Annotated in this window: 25 protein-coding genes; all 25 read left to right on the forward strand. The window is 57.0% G+C overall.

What is annotated here, in order from left to right:
* Positions 1-16 precede the first annotated feature (16 nt).
* The 25 genes from rpoC (at position 17) to rpmD (ending at position 17,717) form a co-directional block, all read left to right on the forward strand.
* Positions 17-4,216, forward strand: a complete 4,200-nt coding sequence (rpoC, locus tag CAG41_RS12850; RefSeq protein WP_085585800.1) for a DNA-directed RNA polymerase subunit beta' — start codon at positions 17-19, stop codon at positions 4,214-4,216.
* A 216-nt stretch (positions 4,217-4,432) separates the two neighbouring features.
* Complete coding sequence (gene rpsL, locus CAG41_RS12855; RefSeq protein WP_003186084.1) at positions 4,433-4,804, forward strand: 30S ribosomal protein S12; 372 nt, start codon at positions 4,433-4,435, stop codon at positions 4,802-4,804.
* A gap of 108 nt (positions 4,805-4,912) precedes the next feature.
* On the forward strand, positions 4,913-5,386 hold the full coding sequence (rpsG, locus tag CAG41_RS12860) for a 30S ribosomal protein S7 (RefSeq protein ID WP_016772941.1): 474 nt from the start codon (positions 4,913-4,915) through the stop codon (positions 5,384-5,386).
* A 30-nt stretch (positions 5,387-5,416) separates the two neighbouring features.
* Positions 5,417-7,549, forward strand: coding sequence for an elongation factor G (gene fusA, locus CAG41_RS12865; RefSeq protein WP_085585802.1), 2,133 nt, complete (start codon positions 5,417-5,419; stop codon positions 7,547-7,549).
* Between the two features lie 30 nt (positions 7,550-7,579).
* The gene (tuf, locus tag CAG41_RS12870) at positions 7,580-8,773 is read left to right on the forward strand and encodes an elongation factor Tu (RefSeq protein WP_085585788.1); all 1,194 of its coding nucleotides are present in this window, start codon (positions 7,580-7,582) and stop codon (positions 8,771-8,773) included.
* 156 nt (positions 8,774-8,929) lie between these two features.
* Positions 8,930-9,241: a 30S ribosomal protein S10 gene (gene rpsJ, locus CAG41_RS12875; RefSeq protein WP_003186070.1), complete on the forward strand. Its 312-nt coding sequence runs from the start codon at positions 8,930-8,932 to the stop codon at positions 9,239-9,241.
* A gap of 80 nt (positions 9,242-9,321) precedes the next feature.
* Entirely contained in the window at positions 9,322-9,957 is a 636-nt protein-coding gene (gene rplC / locus CAG41_RS12880) for a 50S ribosomal protein L3 (RefSeq protein ID WP_085585804.1), read from the forward strand.
* Positions 9,958-9,969: 12 nt separating this feature from the next.
* Positions 9,970-10,572, forward strand: a complete 603-nt coding sequence (gene rplD, locus CAG41_RS12885; protein ID WP_007924200.1) for a 50S ribosomal protein L4 — start codon at positions 9,970-9,972, stop codon at positions 10,570-10,572.
* Positions 10,569-10,868, forward strand: coding sequence for a 50S ribosomal protein L23 (rplW, locus tag CAG41_RS12890; RefSeq protein ID WP_002555488.1), 300 nt, complete (start codon positions 10,569-10,571; stop codon positions 10,866-10,868). Before rplD ends, rplW begins: the two co-directional genes overlap by 4 nt.
* A 14-nt stretch (positions 10,869-10,882) precedes the next feature.
* Positions 10,883-11,707 carry a 50S ribosomal protein L2 gene (gene rplB / locus CAG41_RS12895; RefSeq protein ID WP_011063775.1) on the forward strand — a complete coding sequence of 275 codons (825 nt, stop codon included), beginning with the start codon at positions 10,883-10,885 and terminating at the stop codon, positions 11,705-11,707.
* A 16-nt stretch (positions 11,708-11,723) separates the two neighbouring features.
* Entirely contained in the window at positions 11,724-11,999 is a 276-nt protein-coding gene (gene rpsS, locus CAG41_RS12900) for a 30S ribosomal protein S19 (protein ID WP_085585806.1), read from the forward strand.
* A gap of 11 nt (positions 12,000-12,010) precedes the next feature.
* Positions 12,011-12,343, forward strand: a complete 333-nt coding sequence (gene rplV / locus CAG41_RS12905) for a 50S ribosomal protein L22 (RefSeq protein WP_003304070.1) — start codon at positions 12,011-12,013, stop codon at positions 12,341-12,343.
* 13 nt (positions 12,344-12,356) lie between these two features.
* On the forward strand, positions 12,357-13,043 hold the full coding sequence (rpsC, locus tag CAG41_RS12910; RefSeq protein ID WP_003176422.1) for a 30S ribosomal protein S3: 687 nt from the start codon (positions 12,357-12,359) through the stop codon (positions 13,041-13,043).
* 12 nt (positions 13,044-13,055) lie between these two features.
* On the forward strand, positions 13,056-13,469 hold the full coding sequence (rplP, locus tag CAG41_RS12915) for a 50S ribosomal protein L16 (protein WP_003228729.1): 414 nt from the start codon (positions 13,056-13,058) through the stop codon (positions 13,467-13,469).
* Positions 13,469-13,660 (forward strand): 50S ribosomal protein L29, encoded by a 192-nt coding sequence (rpmC, locus tag CAG41_RS12920; RefSeq protein WP_002555481.1) that lies wholly within the window; start codon positions 13,469-13,471, stop codon positions 13,658-13,660. The genes rplP and rpmC overlap by 1 nt, the downstream gene beginning before the upstream one ends.
* Before the next feature lie 2 nt (positions 13,661-13,662).
* Positions 13,663-13,929: a 30S ribosomal protein S17 gene (rpsQ, locus tag CAG41_RS12925; protein WP_003194644.1), complete on the forward strand. Its 267-nt coding sequence runs from the start codon at positions 13,663-13,665 to the stop codon at positions 13,927-13,929.
* Between the two features lie 23 nt (positions 13,930-13,952).
* Positions 13,953-14,321: a 50S ribosomal protein L14 gene (rplN, locus tag CAG41_RS12930; RefSeq protein WP_024778329.1), complete on the forward strand. Its 369-nt coding sequence runs from the start codon at positions 13,953-13,955 to the stop codon at positions 14,319-14,321.
* A gap of 11 nt (positions 14,322-14,332) precedes the next feature.
* Positions 14,333-14,647 (forward strand): 50S ribosomal protein L24, encoded by a 315-nt coding sequence (gene rplX, locus CAG41_RS12935; RefSeq protein WP_003186046.1) that lies wholly within the window; start codon positions 14,333-14,335, stop codon positions 14,645-14,647.
* Positions 14,648-14,667: 20 nt separating this feature from the next.
* Positions 14,668-15,207, forward strand: a complete 540-nt coding sequence (gene rplE, locus CAG41_RS12940; RefSeq protein WP_022641376.1) for a 50S ribosomal protein L5 — start codon at positions 14,668-14,670, stop codon at positions 15,205-15,207.
* A gap of 13 nt (positions 15,208-15,220) precedes the next feature.
* Positions 15,221-15,526: a 30S ribosomal protein S14 gene (gene rpsN, locus CAG41_RS12945; protein ID WP_022641375.1), complete on the forward strand. Its 306-nt coding sequence runs from the start codon at positions 15,221-15,223 to the stop codon at positions 15,524-15,526.
* 208 nt (positions 15,527-15,734) lie between these two features.
* Positions 15,735-16,127, forward strand: a complete 393-nt coding sequence (gene rpsH / locus CAG41_RS12950; protein WP_003228724.1) for a 30S ribosomal protein S8 — start codon at positions 15,735-15,737, stop codon at positions 16,125-16,127.
* Positions 16,128-16,139: 12 nt separating this feature from the next.
* Positions 16,140-16,673: a 50S ribosomal protein L6 gene (gene rplF / locus CAG41_RS12955; RefSeq protein WP_085585808.1), complete on the forward strand. Its 534-nt coding sequence runs from the start codon at positions 16,140-16,142 to the stop codon at positions 16,671-16,673.
* Positions 16,674-16,683: 10 nt separating this feature from the next.
* Entirely contained in the window at positions 16,684-17,034 is a 351-nt protein-coding gene (gene rplR, locus CAG41_RS12960; RefSeq protein WP_085585810.1) for a 50S ribosomal protein L18, read from the forward strand.
* 3 nt (positions 17,035-17,037) lie between these two features.
* Positions 17,038-17,538, forward strand: a complete 501-nt coding sequence (gene rpsE / locus CAG41_RS12965; protein WP_085585812.1) for a 30S ribosomal protein S5 — start codon at positions 17,038-17,040, stop codon at positions 17,536-17,538.
* Between the two features lie 2 nt (positions 17,539-17,540).
* Positions 17,541-17,717 carry a 50S ribosomal protein L30 gene (gene rpmD, locus CAG41_RS12970; RefSeq protein ID WP_026144795.1) on the forward strand — a complete coding sequence of 59 codons (177 nt, stop codon included), beginning with the start codon at positions 17,541-17,543 and terminating at the stop codon, positions 17,715-17,717.
* Positions 17,718-17,719 lie beyond the last annotated feature (2 nt).

The raw sequence follows: 17,719 nt of genomic DNA on the forward strand, positions 1-17,719 counted from the left end.
GCCAGGAGGAAAGGCCTTGAAAGACCTACTGAATTTGCTGAAAAACCAGGGTCAAGTCGAAGAGTTCGACGCCATCCGCATCGGATTGGCCTCGCCTGAGATGATCCGTTCGTGGTCGTTCGGTGAAGTTAAAAAGCCGGAAACCATCAACTACCGTACGTTCAAGCCTGAGCGTGACGGCCTGTTCTGCGCCAAGATCTTTGGCCCGGTAAAGGATTACGAGTGCCTGTGCGGTAAGTACAAGCGCTTGAAGCATCGTGGTGTGATCTGCGAGAAGTGCGGCGTTGAAGTCGCGCTGGCCAAGGTTCGTCGTGAGCGCATGGCGCACATCGAACTGGCTTCGCCGGTTGCCCACATCTGGTTCCTGAAGTCGCTGCCGTCCCGTATCGGCCTGCTGATGGACATGACCCTGCGTGATATCGAGCGCGTTCTCTACTTCGAGAGCTACGTCGTCATCGACCCGGGCATGACCACCCTTGAAAAGGGTCAGCTGCTGAACGACGAGCAGTATTTCGAAGCGCTGGAAGAGTTCGGTGACGATTTCGACGCCCGCATGGGTGCCGAAGCCGTCCGCGAGCTGCTGCACGCTATCGACCTGGAACACGAGATTGGCCGTCTGCGCGAAGAGATTCCGCAAACCAACTCCGAAACCAAGATCAAGAAGCTGTCCAAGCGCCTGAAGCTGATGGAAGCCTTCCAAGGCTCCGGCAACCTGCCTGAGTGGATGGTGCTGACCGTTCTGCCGGTTCTGCCGCCGGACCTGCGTCCGCTGGTTCCGCTGGACGGCGGTCGCTTCGCGACTTCCGACCTCAACGATCTGTATCGTCGGGTGATCAACCGTAACAACCGTCTGAAGCGCCTGCTCGACCTGTCCGCTCCGGACATCATCGTGCGCAACGAAAAGCGCATGCTGCAGGAAGCTGTCGATGCACTGCTCGACAACGGCCGTCGCGGTCGCGCCATCACCGGCTCGAACAAGCGTCCTCTGAAATCCCTGGCCGACATGATCAAGGGTAAGCAAGGTCGTTTCCGTCAGAACTTGCTCGGTAAGCGCGTTGACTACTCGGGCCGTTCGGTGATCACCGTAGGTCCGACCCTGCGCCTGCACCAGTGCGGTCTGCCGAAGAAGATGGCTCTGGAGCTGTTCAAGCCGTTCATTTTCGGCAAGCTGGAAATGCGCGGTCTGGCGACCACCATCAAAGCCGCCAAGAAAATGGTCGAGCGCGAGCTGCCGGAGGTTTGGGACGTTCTCGCTGAAGTGATCCGCGAACACCCGGTCCTGCTCAACCGTGCACCGACCCTTCACCGTCTGGGCATCCAGGCGTTTGAACCGGTACTGATCGAAGGTAAGGCCATCCAGCTGCACCCTCTGGTCTGCGCCGCGTACAACGCCGACTTCGACGGTGACCAAATGGCCGTGCACGTGCCGCTGACGCTGGAAGCCCAGCTGGAAGCGCGCGCGCTGATGATGTCGACCAACAACATCCTGTCGCCAGCCAACGGTGAGCCGATCATCGTGCCGTCGCAGGACGTGGTACTGGGTCTGTACTACATGACCCGTGAAGCGATCAACGCCAAGGGCGAAGGTCGTGTGTTCGCGGATCTGCAGGAAGTCGACCGCGTGTTCCGCGCCGGCGAAGCCGCGCTGCACGCCAAGATCAAGGTTCGTATCAACGAAACCGTGAACGACCGTGACGGCAACAGCGTGAACAACACCCGTATCGTCGACACCACCGTCGGCCGTGCGCTGCTGTTCCAGGTTGTGCCGAAAGGCCTGTCGTTCGACGTCGTCAACCTGCCGATGAAGAAGAAGGCGATCTCCAAGCTGATCAACCAGTGCTATCGCGTGGTGGGTCTGAAAGAGACCGTGATCTTCGCCGACCAGTTGATGTACACCGGTTTTGCCTACTCGACCATTTCCGGCGTTTCCATCGGCGTTAACGACTTCGTTATCCCGGATGAGAAAGCCCGCATCATCGGTGCCGCCACCGACGAAGTGAAAGAGATCGAGAGCCAGTACGCCTCCGGCCTGGTGACCCAGGGCGAGAAGTACAACAAAGTGATCGACCTTTGGTCGAAAGCGAACGACGAAGTCTCCAAGGCGATGATGGCCAACCTCTCGAAAGAGAAAGTCATCGACCGTCACGGCGACGAAGTCGAGCAGGAATCGTTCAACTCGATGTACATGATGGCCGACTCGGGTGCGCGGGGTTCCGCAGCACAGATTCGTCAGCTCGCCGGTATGCGTGGCCTGATGGCCAAGCCGGACGGCTCCATCATCGAGACGCCGATCACCGCGAACTTCCGTGAAGGTCTGAGCGTACTCCAGTACTTCATCTCGACCCACGGTGCTCGTAAAGGTCTGGCGGATACCGCGTTGAAGACAGCGAACTCCGGTTACCTGACCCGTCGTCTGGTTGACGTGGCGCAGGATCTGGTCGTGACCGAGATCGACTGCGGCACCGAACACGGTCTGCTGATGACGCCGCACATTGAAGGCGGCGACGTTGTTGAACCGTTGGGTGAGCGCGTACTGGGCCGTGTGGTTGCCCGTGACGTGTTCAAGCCGGGCACCGAGGACGTCATCGTTCCTGCCGGCACCCTGGTCGACGAGAAGTGGGTCGAGTTCATCGAGCTGAACAGCATCGACGAAGTGGTCGTGCGTTCGCCGATCAGCTGCGAAACCCGTTACGGCATCTGCGCCAAGTGCTACGGCCGCGATCTGGCCCGTGGTCACCAGGTGAACATCGGTGAAGCGGTCGGCGTCATCGCTGCCCAGTCCATCGGTGAGCCGGGTACCCAGCTGACGATGCGTACGTTCCACATCGGTGGTGCGGCAAGCCGTACTTCCGCTGCCGACAGCGTTCAGGTGAAGAACGGCGGTACCGTCCGTCTGCACAACCTGAAGCACGTTGAGCGTGTGGACGGCAACCTGGTTGCCGTGTCCCGTTCCGGTGAGCTGGCGATCGCCGACGACTTCGGTCGTGAGCGCGAGCGTTACAAGCTGCCGTACGGTGCGGTGCTTTCGGTCAAGGAAGGTGACAAGGTCGACGCTGGCGCCATCGTGGCGAAGTGGGATCCGCACACTCACCCGATCGTGACCGAAATGAAAGGTAACGTGACCTACGTGGGCATGGAAGAGGGCATCACGATCAAGCGTCAGACCGACGAATTGACCGGTATGACCAACATTGAAGTGCTCGACGTCAAAGACCGTCCGGCTGCCGGCAAGGACATCCGTCCTGCGGTGAAGATGGTCGACGACAACGGCAAGGATCTGTTGCTGCCAGGCACTGACGTTATCGCTCAGTACTTCCTGCCGGCGAACGCCCTGGTCGGTGTTGCGGACGGTGCGAAGATCGCGATCGGTGACGTTATCGCGCGTATCCCGCAAGAGACTTCGAAGACCCGTGACATCACCGGTGGTCTGCCGCGTGTTGCCGACCTGTTCGAAGCCCGTCGTCCGAAAGAGGCGTCGATCCTGGCGGAAGTCAGCGGCACCATCGCGTTCGGTAAAGAGACCAAGGGCAAGCGCCGTCTGGTCATCACCCCGAACGACGGCAGCGATCCGTACGAGGAGCTGATTCCGAAGTGGCGTCACCTGAACGTGTTCGAAGGCGAACAGGTGAACCGCGGCGAAGTGATCTCCGACGGCCCGAGCGATCCGCACGACATCCTGCGTCTGCTGGGTGTGAGCGCGCTGGCCAAGTACATCGTGAACGAGATCCAGGACGTTTACCGTCTGCAAGGCGTGAAGATCAACGACAAGCACATCGAGACCATCCTGCGTCAGATGCTGCGCAAGGTTGAGATCTCCGAGTCGGGCGATTCCAGCTTCATCAAGGGCGACCAGATGGAACTGACCCAGGTGCTGGTGGAGAACGAGCGTCTGAACGCGGAAGACAAGTTCGTCTCCAAGTTCACCCGTGTTCTGCTGGGTATCACCAAGGCGTCGTTGTCGACCGAATCGTTCATCTCGGCGGCTTCCTTCCAGGAAACCACCCGGGTGCTGACCGAAGCGGCCGTCACCGGCAAGCGCGATTACCTGCGCGGCCTGAAAGAAAACGTGGTCGTGGGTCGTTTGATCCCGGCCGGTACCGGTCTGGCCTACCACAGCGAGCGCAAGCGTCGCCGTGATGCGGACAAACCGTTGCGCGTAAGCGCCAGTGAAGTGGAAGCTGCACTGACCGAAGCGCTGAACTCGAGCGGTAACTGAGTTCTGCGGTAAATGAGCGTAAGGCCCTGACCGCTCCGTTCATCGAATCGAGACATTTTGTCGAGTTTCGATGGGCGGGGAGGCCGGGGCCTTGCCTTGACTGGGGACAAGATCCTCTTTAGACTCTTGATCCCCTAAATTTGGCGGGAATCCGTTCCCGCCATTTTGCTTTTCTTGCAAGACAATAGCGTCGCAAGACAACAGTGGAGCTAGTAGATGGCAACTATCAACCAGCTGGTACGTCAGCCGCGTAAGCGTATCGTCGAGAAATCCGACGTGCCTGCGCTGCAGAACTGCCCGCAACGTCGTGGCGTGTGCACCCGCGTGTACACCACTACGCCGAAAAAACCTAACTCGGCACTGCGTAAAGTATGCCGTGTGCGTCTGACCAACGGTTTCGAGGTTTCCTCGTACATCGGCGGTGAAGGCCACAACCTGCAAGAACACAGCGTGGTTCTGATCCGTGGCGGTCGTGTAAAAGACTTGCCAGGTGTTCGCTACCACACCGTTCGCGGCTCCTTGGATACTTCCGGCGTTAAAGGCCGTAACCAGGGTCGTTCGAAGTACGGTACCAAGCGTCCGAAGTAATCGGCCGCTTTGCAGTTATTCATTTTATTGAGTCGATAAGAGTAAGGTCGGGCACGCATCCGAAGGATCTGTCCCGAGCTAACCTGAAGACCGTTTGAGGGCTTATCAATGCCAAGACGTCGCGTAGCAGCCAAGCGTGAGATTCTGGACGATCCGAAATACGGAAGCCAAATCCTCGCCAAATTCATGAACCACGTTATGGAAAGCGGCAAGAAAGCCGTTGCCGAGCGTATCGTTTATGGTGCCCTGGAAACCGTTGCGGCCCGTAAGGCTGGCACCGATCCCCTGGAACTCTTCGAAAAAGCACTCGACGCCATCGCTCCGCTGGTCGAAGTGAAGTCGCGCCGCGTTGGTGGTGCTACTTACCAGGTTCCGGTCGAGGTTCGTCCTTCCCGTCGTAACGCTCTGGCAATGCGCTGGTTGGTAGACTTCGCCCGCAAGCGTGGCGAGAAGTCCATGGCCCTGCGTTTGGCTGGCGAGCTGCTGGATGCTGCTGAAGGTAAAGGTGCAGCAGTTAAGAAGCGTGAAGACGTGCACCGTATGGCCGAAGCCAACAAGGCTTTCTCGCACTACCGCTTCTAATATCAGCATCATTCATTTTGCGAGGGCTTTATGGCTCGTACTACAGCAATCAACCGCTACCGTAACATTGGTATTTGCGCCCACGTTGACGCGGGCAAGACTACCACTACCGAGCGGATCCTGTTCTACACAGGTCTGAGCCACAAGATGGGCGAGGTGCACGACGGCGCCGCGACCACCGACTGGATGGTGCAGGAGCAGGAGCGGGGTATCACCATTACCTCCGCTGCCGTTACCACTTTCTGGAAAGGTTCCCGTGGTCAGTACGACAACTACCGCGTAAACGTCATCGATACCCCCGGCCACGTAGACTTCACCATTGAAGTAGAACGTTCGCTGCGCGTACTCGACGGCGCGGTCGTTGTTTTCTGCGGCACCTCCGGTGTTGAACCTCAGTCCGAAACCGTATGGCGTCAAGCCAACAAGTACGGCGTTCCACGTGTTGTTTACGTGAACAAGATGGACCGTGCCGGCGCGAACTTCCTGCGCGTTGTCGGCCAGATCAAGAACCGTCTGGGCCACACCCCGGTTCCGGTTCAGCTGGCCATCGGTGCAGAAGATAACTTCCAGGGTCAGGTCGACCTGATCAAGATGAAGGCTATCTACTGGAACGAAGACGACAAAGGCACCACCTATCGCGAGGAAGAGATTCCTGCCGATATGGTTGAGCTGGCCAACGAATGGCGCAACAACATGGTCGAGGCTGCGGCCGAAGCCAACGAAGAGCTGATGAACAAGTACCTTGAAGAAGGTGACCTGTCCGTCGAAGAGATCAAGGCTGGTCTGCGCGCCCGTACCCTGGCGAGCGAGATCGTTCCTGCGGTCTGCGGTTCTTCGTTCAAGAACAAGGGCGTTCCCCTGGTTCTCGACGCCGTTATCGACTTCCTGCCTGCTCCGACCGAGATTCCTGCAATCCAGGGCATCCACCCGGACAACGTCGAAGACGAAAACGCTCCGAAGATCGAGCGTCACGCCGACGACGCCGAGCCGTTCTCGGCCCTGGCGTTCAAGATTGCCACCGACCCGTTCGTGGGCACTCTGACCTTCGTCCGCGTCTACTCGGGCTTCCTGACCTCCGGTGACTCCGTCATCAACTCGGTCAAGGGCAAGAAAGAGCGCGTTGGTCGTATGGTGCAGATGCACGCCAACCAGCGTGAAGAGATCAAGGAAGTGCGCGCAGGCGACATCGCCGCTCTGATCGGCATGAAGGACGTCACCACCGGTGACACCCTGTGCGATCTCGAGAAGCAAGTGATCCTTGAGCGTATGGATTTCCCTGAGCCTGTGATTTCGGTGGCTGTAGAGCCGAAAACCAAGCAGGACCAGGAAAAGATGGGCATCGCACTGGGCAAGCTGGCTCAGGAAGACCCGTCGTTCCGCGTCAAGACCGACGAAGAGACTGGCCAGACCATCATCTCCGGTATGGGTGAGCTGCACCTGGACATCCTCGTTGACCGCATGAAGCGCGAGTTCAACGTCGAGGCCAACATCGGCAAGCCGCAGGTTTCGTACCGCGAGAAGATCAGCAAGAGCAACGTCGAGATCGAAGGCAAGTTCGTTCGTCAGTCCGGCGGTCGCGGTCAATTCGGTCACTGCTGGATCCGTTTCTCGGAGCCAGACGTTGACGAGAAGGGCAACATCACCGAAGGCCTGGTCTTCACCAACGAAGTTGTGGGTGGTGTGGTTCCGAAGGAATACATCCCGGCTATCCAGAAGGGTATCGAAGAGCAGATGAAGAACGGCGTCGTTGCCGGCTATCCGCTGATCGGCCTGAAGGCTACCGTGTTCGATGGTTCCTACCACGACGTCGACTCCAACGAGATGGCGTTCAAGGTGGCGGCCTCCATGGCGACCAAGCAGCTGGCCCAGAAGGGCGGCGGTGTTGTGCTTGAGCCGATCATGAAGGTTGAAGTAGTAACCCCAGAAGACTACATGGGTGACGTGATGGGTGACCTGAACCGTCGTCGTGGTCTGATTCAGGGTATGGAAGACTCGGTGTCCGGTAAGGTAATCCGTGCTGAAGTTCCACTGGGTGAGATGTTCGGTTATGCGACCGACGTCCGTTCCATGTCTCAGGGTCGCGCGAGCTACTCCATGGAATTCTCCAAATACTCCGAAGCTCCGTCGAACATCGTCGAAGCTCTCGTTAAAAAACAAGGCTGATTCAGCCCTTTAGGCTAGGAGTTTATTGTCGTGGCTAAAGAAAAATTTGAACGTAGCAAACCGCACGTCAACGTTGGCACCATCGGTCACGTTGACCACGGTAAAACCACTCTGACCGCTGCTCTGACCCGTGTTTGCTCCGAGGTTTTCGGTTCGGCCGTTGTTGACTTCGACAAGATCGACAGCGCCCCGGAAGAGAAGGCTCGTGGTATCACCATCAACACCGCTCACGTAGAGTACGATTCGAACATTCGTCACTACGCGCACGTTGACTGCCCAGGTCACGCCGACTACGTCAAGAACATGATCACCGGTGCTGCCCAGATGGACGGCGCGATCCTGGTTTGCTCGGCCGCCGATGGTCCGATGCCGCAAACCCGTGAGCACATCCTGCTGTCCCGTCAGGTAGGTGTTCCGTACATCGTGGTTTTCCTGAACAAGGCTGACCTGGTAGACGACGCTGAGCTGCTGGAACTGGTTGAGATGGAAGTTCGCGACCTGCTGTCCACCTACGACTTCCCAGGCGACGACACCCCGATCATCGTTGGTTCGGCCCGTATGGCGCTGGAAGGCAAAGACGACAACGAAATGGGCACCACCGCTGTCAAGAAGCTGGTTGAGACTCTGGACAGCTACATCCCAGAGCCTGAGCGTGCCATCGACAAGCCGTTCCTGATGCCGATCGAAGACGTGTTCTCGATCTCGGGTCGCGGTACTGTTGTGACCGGTCGTGTTGAGCGTGGCGTTGTCCGCATCCAGGAAGAAGTTGAGATCGTCGGCCTGCGCGACACTCAGAAAACTACCTGCACCGGCGTTGAAATGTTCCGCAAGCTGCTCGACGAAGGTCGTGCTGGCGAGAACTGCGGCGTTCTGCTGCGTGGCACCAAGCGTGACGACGTTGAGCGTGGCCAGGTTCTGGTCAAGCCAGGTTCGGTCAAGCCGCACACCAAGTTCACCGCAGAAGTCTACGTGCTGAGCAAGGAAGAAGGCGGTCGTCACACTCCGTTCTTCAAAGGCTACCGTCCACAGTTCTACTTCCGTACCACTGACGTGACCGGTAACTGCGAACTGCCGGAAGGCGTTGAAATGGTAATGCCAGGTGACAACATTCAGATGACTGTTACCCTGATCAAGACCATCGCAATGGAAGACGGTCTGCGCTTCGCTATCCGTGAAGGCGGTCGTACCGTCGGCGCCGGCGTCGTAGCCAAAGTCATCGAGTAAGTCTCTTTTAGAGTCAGCTTGATGAAATGAAAAAGCCTCCGCTCAGCGGGGGCTTTTTTATTGGGTTGACACCTATATGGGGCGTCTATAGAATTGCGCCTCCTTTTAACGGGCGTATTGCGCCCGGTGGGAATAGCAGCCGGAGTCTGAAATCCAATGCAAAATCAGCAAATCCGTATCAGGTTGAAGGCTTTTGACCATCGCCTGATCGACCAATCAACCCAGGAAATCGTGGAAACCGCGAAACGTACTGGTGCTCAAGTGCGTGGTCCTATTCCACTGCCTACCCGTAAAGAGCGGTTTACCGTTCTGGTTTCCCCGCACGTCAACAAAGACGCGCGTGACCAGTACGAAATCCGCACTCACAAGCGTGTACTGGACATCGTCCAGCCAACGGATAAAACCGTTGACGCGCTTATGAAGCTGGATCTTGCGGCCGGTGTGGAAGTGCAGATCAGCCTCGGCTAAGACTTGGTCTTGGTCGTGTAACGCTCTGAAATGGGCGGCCATAGCGGGTGAAAGCCCCGTACACTCATGAGGTTTACAACATGACTATTGGTGTAGTCGGTCGTAAATGCGGTATGACCCGTATTTTCACCGAAGAAGGTGTCTCCATTCCGGTCACGGTCATCGAGATCGAGCCGAATCGCGTCACCCAGTTCAAAACTGAAGAAACCGATGGCTATCGGGCAGTGCAAGTCACTGTCGGCGAGCGTCGTGCTTCGCGCGTAACAGCTGCTCAGGCAGGCCACTTCGCCAAGGCGAACGTTGCTGCCGGTCGTACCGTCCTGGAATTCCGTCTTGAAGAAGGCGAATACAAGGCCGGCGACCTGATCAACGCTGAAATCTTCGCCGCTGGTCAACTGGTCGACGTGACCGGTCAGTCCAAGGGTAAAGGCTTCCAGGGTACGATCAAGCGCTGGAATTTCCGCGGGCAAGATAACACCCACGGTAACTCCGTATCCCACCGCGTCCCAGGCTCTATCGGCCAGTGCCAGACTCCTGGTCGTGTATTCAAGGGCAAGAAAATGTCCGGTCATATGGGCGCTGAGCGCGTGACCGTACAGTCCCTCGAAGTAGTGCGCGTGGACGCTGAACGCAATCTGTTGTTGGTCAAGGGCGCTGTTCCTGGCGCTACTGGCGGCAACGTGGTTGTACGTCCAGCAGCCAAGGCTCGCGGTTAAGGGGAAGCTGACATGCAATTAAATGTAAATGACGCTCAAGCGATCGAAGTTTCCGAACTGACATTTGGCGGCGAGTTCAACGAGACGCTGGTTCACCAAGCAGTCGTGGCCTACATGGCTGGCGGCCGTCAAGGTAGCAAGCAGCAGAAGACCCGTTCCGACGTTTCCGGTGGCGGCAAGCGCCCATGGCGTCAGAAAGGTACTGGCCGTGCTCGTGCCGGTACTATCCGTAGCCCAATCTGGCGCGGCGGCGGCACCACCTTCGCAGCTCGTCCACAAGATCACTCCCAGAAGCTGAACAAGAAGATGTATCGCGCAGCAATGCGTTCCATCCTTGCTGAGCTGGTGCGTACTGATCGTCTGGTCGTGGTTCAGGATTTCGCTGTTGAAACTCCGAAAACCAAAGATCTGCTGGGTAAGCTGAACAACATGAGCCTGACCGACGTTCTGATCGTGTCGGACGCTGTTGACCAGAACCTGTACCTGGCTGCTCGCAACCTGCCGCACGTAGATGTACGTGACGTGCAAGGTTCCGATCCAGTTAGTCTGATCGCATACGACAAGGTGTTGATCACCGTGTCGGCCGTGAAGAAATTCGAGGAGCTGCTGGGATGAACCAGGAACGCGTATTTAAAGTTCTGCTTGGCCCGCACGTTTCCGAGAAGGCTACGGTTCTGGCAGACAAGAAAGGCCAGTTCGTTTTCAAGGTTGCCACTGACGCAACCAAGCTGGAAATCAAGAAGGCCGTCGAAAGCCTGTTCAGCGTGAAAGTAGAACGCGTGACTACCCTGAACGTTCTGGGTAAGAGCAAGCGTACCGCTCGCGGTCTGGGCAAGCGTAATGACTGGAAGAAGGCAGTTATCTCCCTTCAGCCAGGCCAAGATCTCGATTTCAGCAGCAGTGCTGAGTAAGGAAGGGGTGCATCATGGCAATCGTTAAATGCAAACCGACTTCCCCTGGCCGCCGTTTTGTGGTCAAGGTGGTCAACCAGGAGCTGCACAAAGGCGCTCCTCACGCACCGCTGCTCGAGAAAAAATCGAAGTCTGGTGGTCGTAACAACAATGGCCGCATCACCACTCGTCACGTTGGTGGTGGTCATAAGCAGCATTACCGTCTGGTCGACTTCCGTCGCAACGACAAAGATGGCATCGCTGCCACTGTCGAGCGTATCGAATACGATCCAAACCGTACCGCTCACATCGCCCTGCTGCTGTACGCAGATGGCGAGCGTCGCTACATCATCGCCCCTAAAGGCGTGAGCGCTGGCGACCAGCTGATCGCAGGTGCCCTGGCACCGATCAAGCCGGGCAACGCTCTGCAGCTGCGCAACATTCCAGTTGGTAGCACCGTACACGGCATCGAACTGAAGCCAGGTAAAGGCGCACAGATCGCACGTTCCGCTGGTGCTTCGGCTCAGCTGGTCGCTCGTGAAGGCGTTTATGTAACCCTGCGTCTGCGTTCCGGTGAAATGCGTAAAGTCCTGGCTGAATGCCGTGCGACCCTGGGCGAAGTCTCGAACTCCGAGCACAGCCTGCGTTCGCTGGGTAAAGCCGGTGCCAAACGCTGGCGTGGCGTTCGCCCAACCGTTCGTGGTGTTGCCATGAACCCGGTTGACCACCCACATGGTGGTGGTGAAGGTCGTACCTCTGGTGGTCGTCATCCGGTATCGCCATGGGGCTTCCCGACTAAGGGCGCGAAGACTCGTGGTAATAAGCGTACCGACAAAATGATCGTCCGTCGTCGCAAGTAAATAGAGGGATACGACAGTGCCACGTTCTCTGAAAAAAGGTCCATTTATTGATCTTCACCTACTGAAGAAGATCGAAGTGGCGGCGGAAAAGAACGATCGCAAACCAGTTAAGACCTGGTCGCGTCGTTCGATGATCCTGCCACAAATGGTCGGTCTGACCATCGCAGTACACAACGGTCGTCAGCACGTCCCAGTTCTCGTCAACGAAGACATGGTCGGCCACAAACTGGGCGAGTTCGCCGGTACCCGCAACTATCGCGGGCACGTGGCAGACAAGAAAGCCAAGCGTTAAGGGGTAAGGAAATGGAAGTAGCCGCTAAGTTGTCGGGCGCTCGAATCTCCGCCCAGAAAGCCCGCTTGGTCGCCGACCAGATCCGCGGGAAGAAGGTGGGCGATGCGCTCAACCTGCTGGCTTTCAGCAGTAAGAAAGCCGCCGAGATCATGAAGAAAGTGCTGGAGTCGGCCGTAGCCAACGCCGAGCATAACGAAGGCGCAGACGTTGATGACCTGAAGGTCAGCACCGTGTTCGTCAACGAAGGGCGTTCGCTGAAGCGCATCATGCCGCGTGCCAAAGGCCGTGCTGATCGCATCGTCAAGCGGTCTTGCCATATCACTGTCAAGGTTGCTGACAAGTAACGGAGTCGAAGAGATGGGTCAGAAAGTACATCCCATTGGCATTCGCCTGGGAATCGTCAAGGAGCACACCTCCGTCTGGTACGCAGACGGTCGGACTTATGCGGACTACCTGTTCGCTGATCTGAAGGTGCGTGAGTACCTCCAAGACAAACTAAAAAGCGCGTCCGTAAGCCGTATCGATATTCATCGTCCGGCTCAAACTGCACGCATCACCATCCACACCGCTCGTCCAGGTATCGTTATCGGGAAGAAAGGTGAAGATGTTGAAAAACTGCGTCAGGACCTGACCAAGCAAATGGGTGTGCCTGTGCACATCAATATCGAAGAGATCCGCAAGCCGGAGCTCGACGGTATGCTGGTTGCCCAGAGCGTAGCTCAGCAGCTGGAGCGTCGTGTGATGTTCCGTCGCGCCATGAAGCGCGCCGTACAGAACGCCATGCGCATTGGTGCCAAAGGCATCAAAATCCAAGTGAGCGGTCGTCTCGGCGGTGCTGAAATCGCACGTACTGAATGGTATCGCGAAGGTCGTGTGCCTCTGCACACCCTGCGTGCCGACATCGACTATGCCAACTACGAAGCTCACACCACCTACGGTGTGATCGGTGTAAAGGTTTGGATCTTCAAAGGCGAAGTGATTGGTGGTCGCCAGGAAGAGCTGAAGCCGCAAGCACCAGCGCCTCGTAAAAAAGCTGCTAAGTAAGGGGTACGCCAAATGTTGCAACCAAAGCGTACGAAGTTCCGCAAGCAAATGACCGGCCACAACCGTGGTCTGGCACTGCGCGGTAGCAAAGTCAGCTTCGGCGAGTTCGCGCTGAAGTCTGTTGCTCGTGGTCGTCTCACCGCTCGTCAGATCGAGTCGGCACGTCGTGCCCTGACCCGTCACGTAAAACGTGGCGGCAAGATCTGGATCCGTGTATTCCCGGACAAGCCTATCTCCAAAAAACCACTCGAAGTTCGGATGGGTAAAGGTAAGGGTAACGTCGAATACTGGGTTGCCCAGATTCAGCCAGGCAAAGTCCTGTATGAAATCGAGGGTGTTTCTGAAGAGCTGGCGCGTGAGGCTTTCGCCCTGGCTGCTGCAAAGCTGCCGCTCGCCACCTCCTTTGTTAAACGGACGGTGATGTGATGAAAGCGAATGAACTTCGTGAAAAATCCGCACAGCAGCTGAACGAGCAACTGCTCGGCCTGCTGCGCGACCAGTTCAATCTGCGCATGCAGAAGGCAACTGGCCAGTTGGGGCAGTCTCATCTGCTCTCGCAAGTTAAGCGTGACATCGCTCGCGTGAAAACTGTGCTCAACCAGCAGGCAGGTAAGTGATCATGGCTGAAGCCGAAAAAACTGTCCGTACGCTGACTGGCCGTGTTGTCAGCGACAAGATGGACAAAACCATCACCGTTCTGATCGAGCGTCGCGTTAAGCACCCGATCTACGGTAAATACGTTAAGCGTTCGACTAAGCTGCACGCGCACGACGAAACCAATCAGTGCCACATCGGCGACAAAGTCACTATTCGTGAAACTCGTCCGATGGCCAAGACCAAGTCTTGGGCGCTGGTTGATGTTCTCGAACGCGCTGTGGAAGTCTAAGGGCTAGGGGTCGGAGAAATTATATGATTCAGACTCAATCCATGCTCGATGTGGCCGATAACAGCGGCGCTCGCCGCGTTATGTGCATCAAGGTGCTGGGTGGCTCCCATCGTCGTTACGCTGCCATTGGCGACATCATCAAGGTTACCGTGAAGGAAGCGATTCCTCGCGGTAAAGTGAAAAAAGGCCAGGTAATGACTGCTGTCGTAGTCCGTACCCGTCACGGCGTACGTCGTGCTGATGGCTCCATTATCCGCTTTGATGGCAACGCTGCTGTTCTGCTGAACAACAAGCAAGAGCCGATCGGCACCCGTATCTTTGGGCCAGTGACCCGTGAACTTCGTACCGAGAAGTTCATGAAGATCGTCTCGCTCGCCCCAGAAGTGCTGTAAGGAGATCCGACATGCAAAAGATTCGTCGTGACGACGAGATCATCGTGATCGCCGGCAAAGACAAAGGTAAGCGCGGTAAGGTGCTGAAGGTTCTCGCTGACAACCGTCTGGTTGTCGGTGGTCTGAACCTGGTCAAGCGTCATACCAAGCCTAACCCGATGTCGGGCGTACAGGGCGGTATCGTCGAGAAAGAAGCGCCACTGCACGCTTCCAACGTCGCCATCTTCAACGGCGAAACCAACAAGGCTGACCGCGTTGGTTTCAAAGTAGAAGACGGTAAGAAAATTCGTGTCTTCAAGTCGACCCAAAAAGCGGTTGATGCTTGAACACTGCTAGGTAGAAGACCATGGCACGACTCCAAGAGATTTACCGGAAGGAAATCGCACCGAAACTTAAGGAAGAACTTAAGCTTTCGAACGTGATGGAAGTTCCGCGCGTTACCAAAATCACTCTGAACATGGGTCTGGGCGAAGCGATCGGTGACAAGAAAGTCATCGAGCACGCGGTAGCTGACCTGGAAAAGATCACCGGCCAAAAAGTCGTTGTGACTCACGCTCGTAAATCCATCGCAGGCTTCAAAGTCCGCGAAGGTTGGCCGATCGGTGTCAAAGTGACCCTGCGCCGTGAGCGTATGTACGAGTTCCTGGATCGTCTGCTGTCGATCTCCCTGCCTCGGGTTCGCGACTTCCGCGGCCTGAATGCCAAGTCCTTTGACGGTCGTGGCAACTACAGCATGGGCGTGAAAGAGCAGATCATCTTCCCGGAAATCGACTACGACAAGATCGATGCTCTGCGCGGTCTGGACATTACCCTGACCACCACTGCCAAGAACGATGACGAAGGCCGCGCTCTGCTGCGTGCTTTCAAATTCCCGTTCCGCAACTGATTGGAGTAGGAAAATGGCCAAGAAGAGCATGAAGAACCGTGAGCTGAAGCGTCAGCTCACTGTTGCCAAGTACGCCGCCAAGCGTGCAGCGCTGAAAGCTATCATCGTCGATCTGAACGCAAGTCCAGAAGCGCGTTGGGAAGCTACCGTAGCCCTGCAGAAGCAACCACGTGACGCAAGCGCCTCGCGCATGCGTAACCGTTGCCGCCTGACCGGTCGTCCGCACGGCGTTTACCGCAAGTTCGGCCTGGGCCGTAACAAGCTGCGTGAAGCTGCCATGCGTGGTGACGTGCCAGGTCTGGTGAAAGCCAGCTGGTAAGCGCCTTCAAAACCCCGGTGGTTCGCTCGAAAGAGTCTGACCGCCGGTGGTCTTGAACTTGAGTCAAGCCCCTTTTGGGGCTTGATTCATTTCCGGGGGGTGTCTAGAATGACCGGCTCGCCTGAGCCCGTGTTTTTTGTGCCCGGAGTTTCTCGGCGACAAGTAGTAGCCGCAAGGCTAATTTTTCTGTTTTAGGAGCGTCTAGCCCATGAGTATGCAGGACCCGTTAGCGGACATGCTAACTCGAATCCGTAATGCCCAGATGGCTGAAAAGTCCGTCGTAAGCATGCCGTCTTCCACGCTGAAGGTGGCTGTAGCAAAAGTCCTGAAGGACGAAGGTTACATCGCGGGTTATCAGATCAGCAGCGAAACCAAACCTCTGCTGTCCATCGAGCTGAAGTACTTCGAGGGCCGTCCGGTCATCGAGGAAGTCAAGCGCGTCAGCCGTCCAGGCCTGCGCCAGTACAAGTCCGTCGAAGATCTGCCAAAAGTACGTGGCGGCCTCGGCGTGTCTATCGTCTCCACCAACAAAGGTGTGATGACTGATCGTGCTGCGCGCGCTGCCGGTGTCGGCGGCGAAGTTCTTTGCACAGTGTTCTAAGGGGGGATAAGCATGTCTCGCGTCGCTAAGAACCCCGTTAAGCTGCCGGCCGGCGTCGAAATCAAATTCGTAGGCCAACAGCTTTCGGTGAAGGGTGCCAAGGGCACTCTCGAACTGAACGTCCATTCGTCCGTTGAGATCGTTGAAGAAGCCGGTGAGCTGCGTTTCGCTGCTCGCAATGGCGATCAACAGACCCGCGCAATGGCCGGTACCACTCGTGCGTTGGTAAACAACATGGTCCAAGGCGTAAGCCAAGGCTTCGAGCGCAAGCTCCAGCTGGTCGGTGTTGGTTACAAGGCGCAAGCAAAAGGTCAGGTTCTGAACCTGGCTCTTGGCTTCTCGCACCCTGTGGATTACGAACTGCCGGCAGGCATCACTGCTGAGACTCCTAGCCAGACCGATATCCTGATCAAGGGCATCGACAAGCAGCTGGTAGGTCAAGTGGCCGCCGAGATCCGCGACTTCCGTCCACCAGAGCCTTACAAAGGTAAAGGTGTGCGCTACGCGGACGAAGTCGTCCGTCGTAAAGAAGCCAAGAAGAAGTAGGGCATAGCAAATGACCGACAAAAAAGTTACTCGACTGCGTCGCGCTCGCAAAGCACGCCTGAAAATGCACGAACTCGAAGTCGTGCGTCTCTGCGTGTTCCGCTCTTCGCAGCACATCTACGCCCAGGTCATTTCGGCCGACGGCAACAAAGTCCTGGCCAGCGCCTCGACTTTGGATAAAGAACTGCGTGATGGTGCCACCGGCAACATCGACGCGGCCACTAAGGTTGGCCAGCTGGTCGCTACGCGTGCTAAGGCCGTGGGCGTCTCGCAGGTGGCTTTCGACCGCTCTGGCTTCAAGTACCACGGCCGCGTTAAGGCGCTGGCTGATGCTGCTCGTGAAGCTGGGCTGGAGTTCTAAGTTATGTCAAATAACGACCAAAAGCGCGACGAAGGCTACATCGAGAAGCTGGTTCAAGTTAACCGCGTAGCCAAAACCGTTAAAGGCGGCCGTATCTTCACTTTCACCGCGCTGACCGTGGTGGGTGATGGCAAGGGTCGCGTTGGCTTCGGCCGTGGCAAGTCGCGTGAAGTGCCTGCTGCGATCCAGAAGGCAATGGAAGCTGCTCGCCGCAACATGATCCAGGTTGATCTGAACGGCACCACCCTGCAGTACGCCACCAAGTCCGCCCACGGCGCGTCGAAGGTGTACATGCAGCCTGCTTCTGAAGGTACCGGTATCATCGCTGGCGGCGCAATGCGTGCCGTTCTCGAAGTTGCTGGCGTTCAGAACGTTCTGGCCAAGTGCTACGGCTCGACCAACCCTGTAAACGTGGTTCACGCCACTTTCAAGGGTCTGAAGGCCATGCAGTCTCCTGAATCCATTGCCGCCAAGCGTGGCAAGCGCGTTGAGGAGATCGTCTGATCATGGCTACCGTAAAAGTAACGCTGATCAAAAGCACCAGCGGCCGCATCCCTAGCCACAAACTGTGCGTGAAGGGTCTGGGTCTGCGTCGCATCGGTCACACTGTAGAAGTCCAGGATACTCCCGAGAATCGCGGGATGATCAACAAGGCCTACTACATGCTGCGTGTCGAGGGTTAATC

It is taken from the genome of Pseudomonas sp. B35(2017) (assembly GCF_002113645.1).
Lineage (GTDB): Bacteria > Pseudomonadota > Gammaproteobacteria > Pseudomonadales > Pseudomonadaceae > Aquipseudomonas > Aquipseudomonas ekonensis.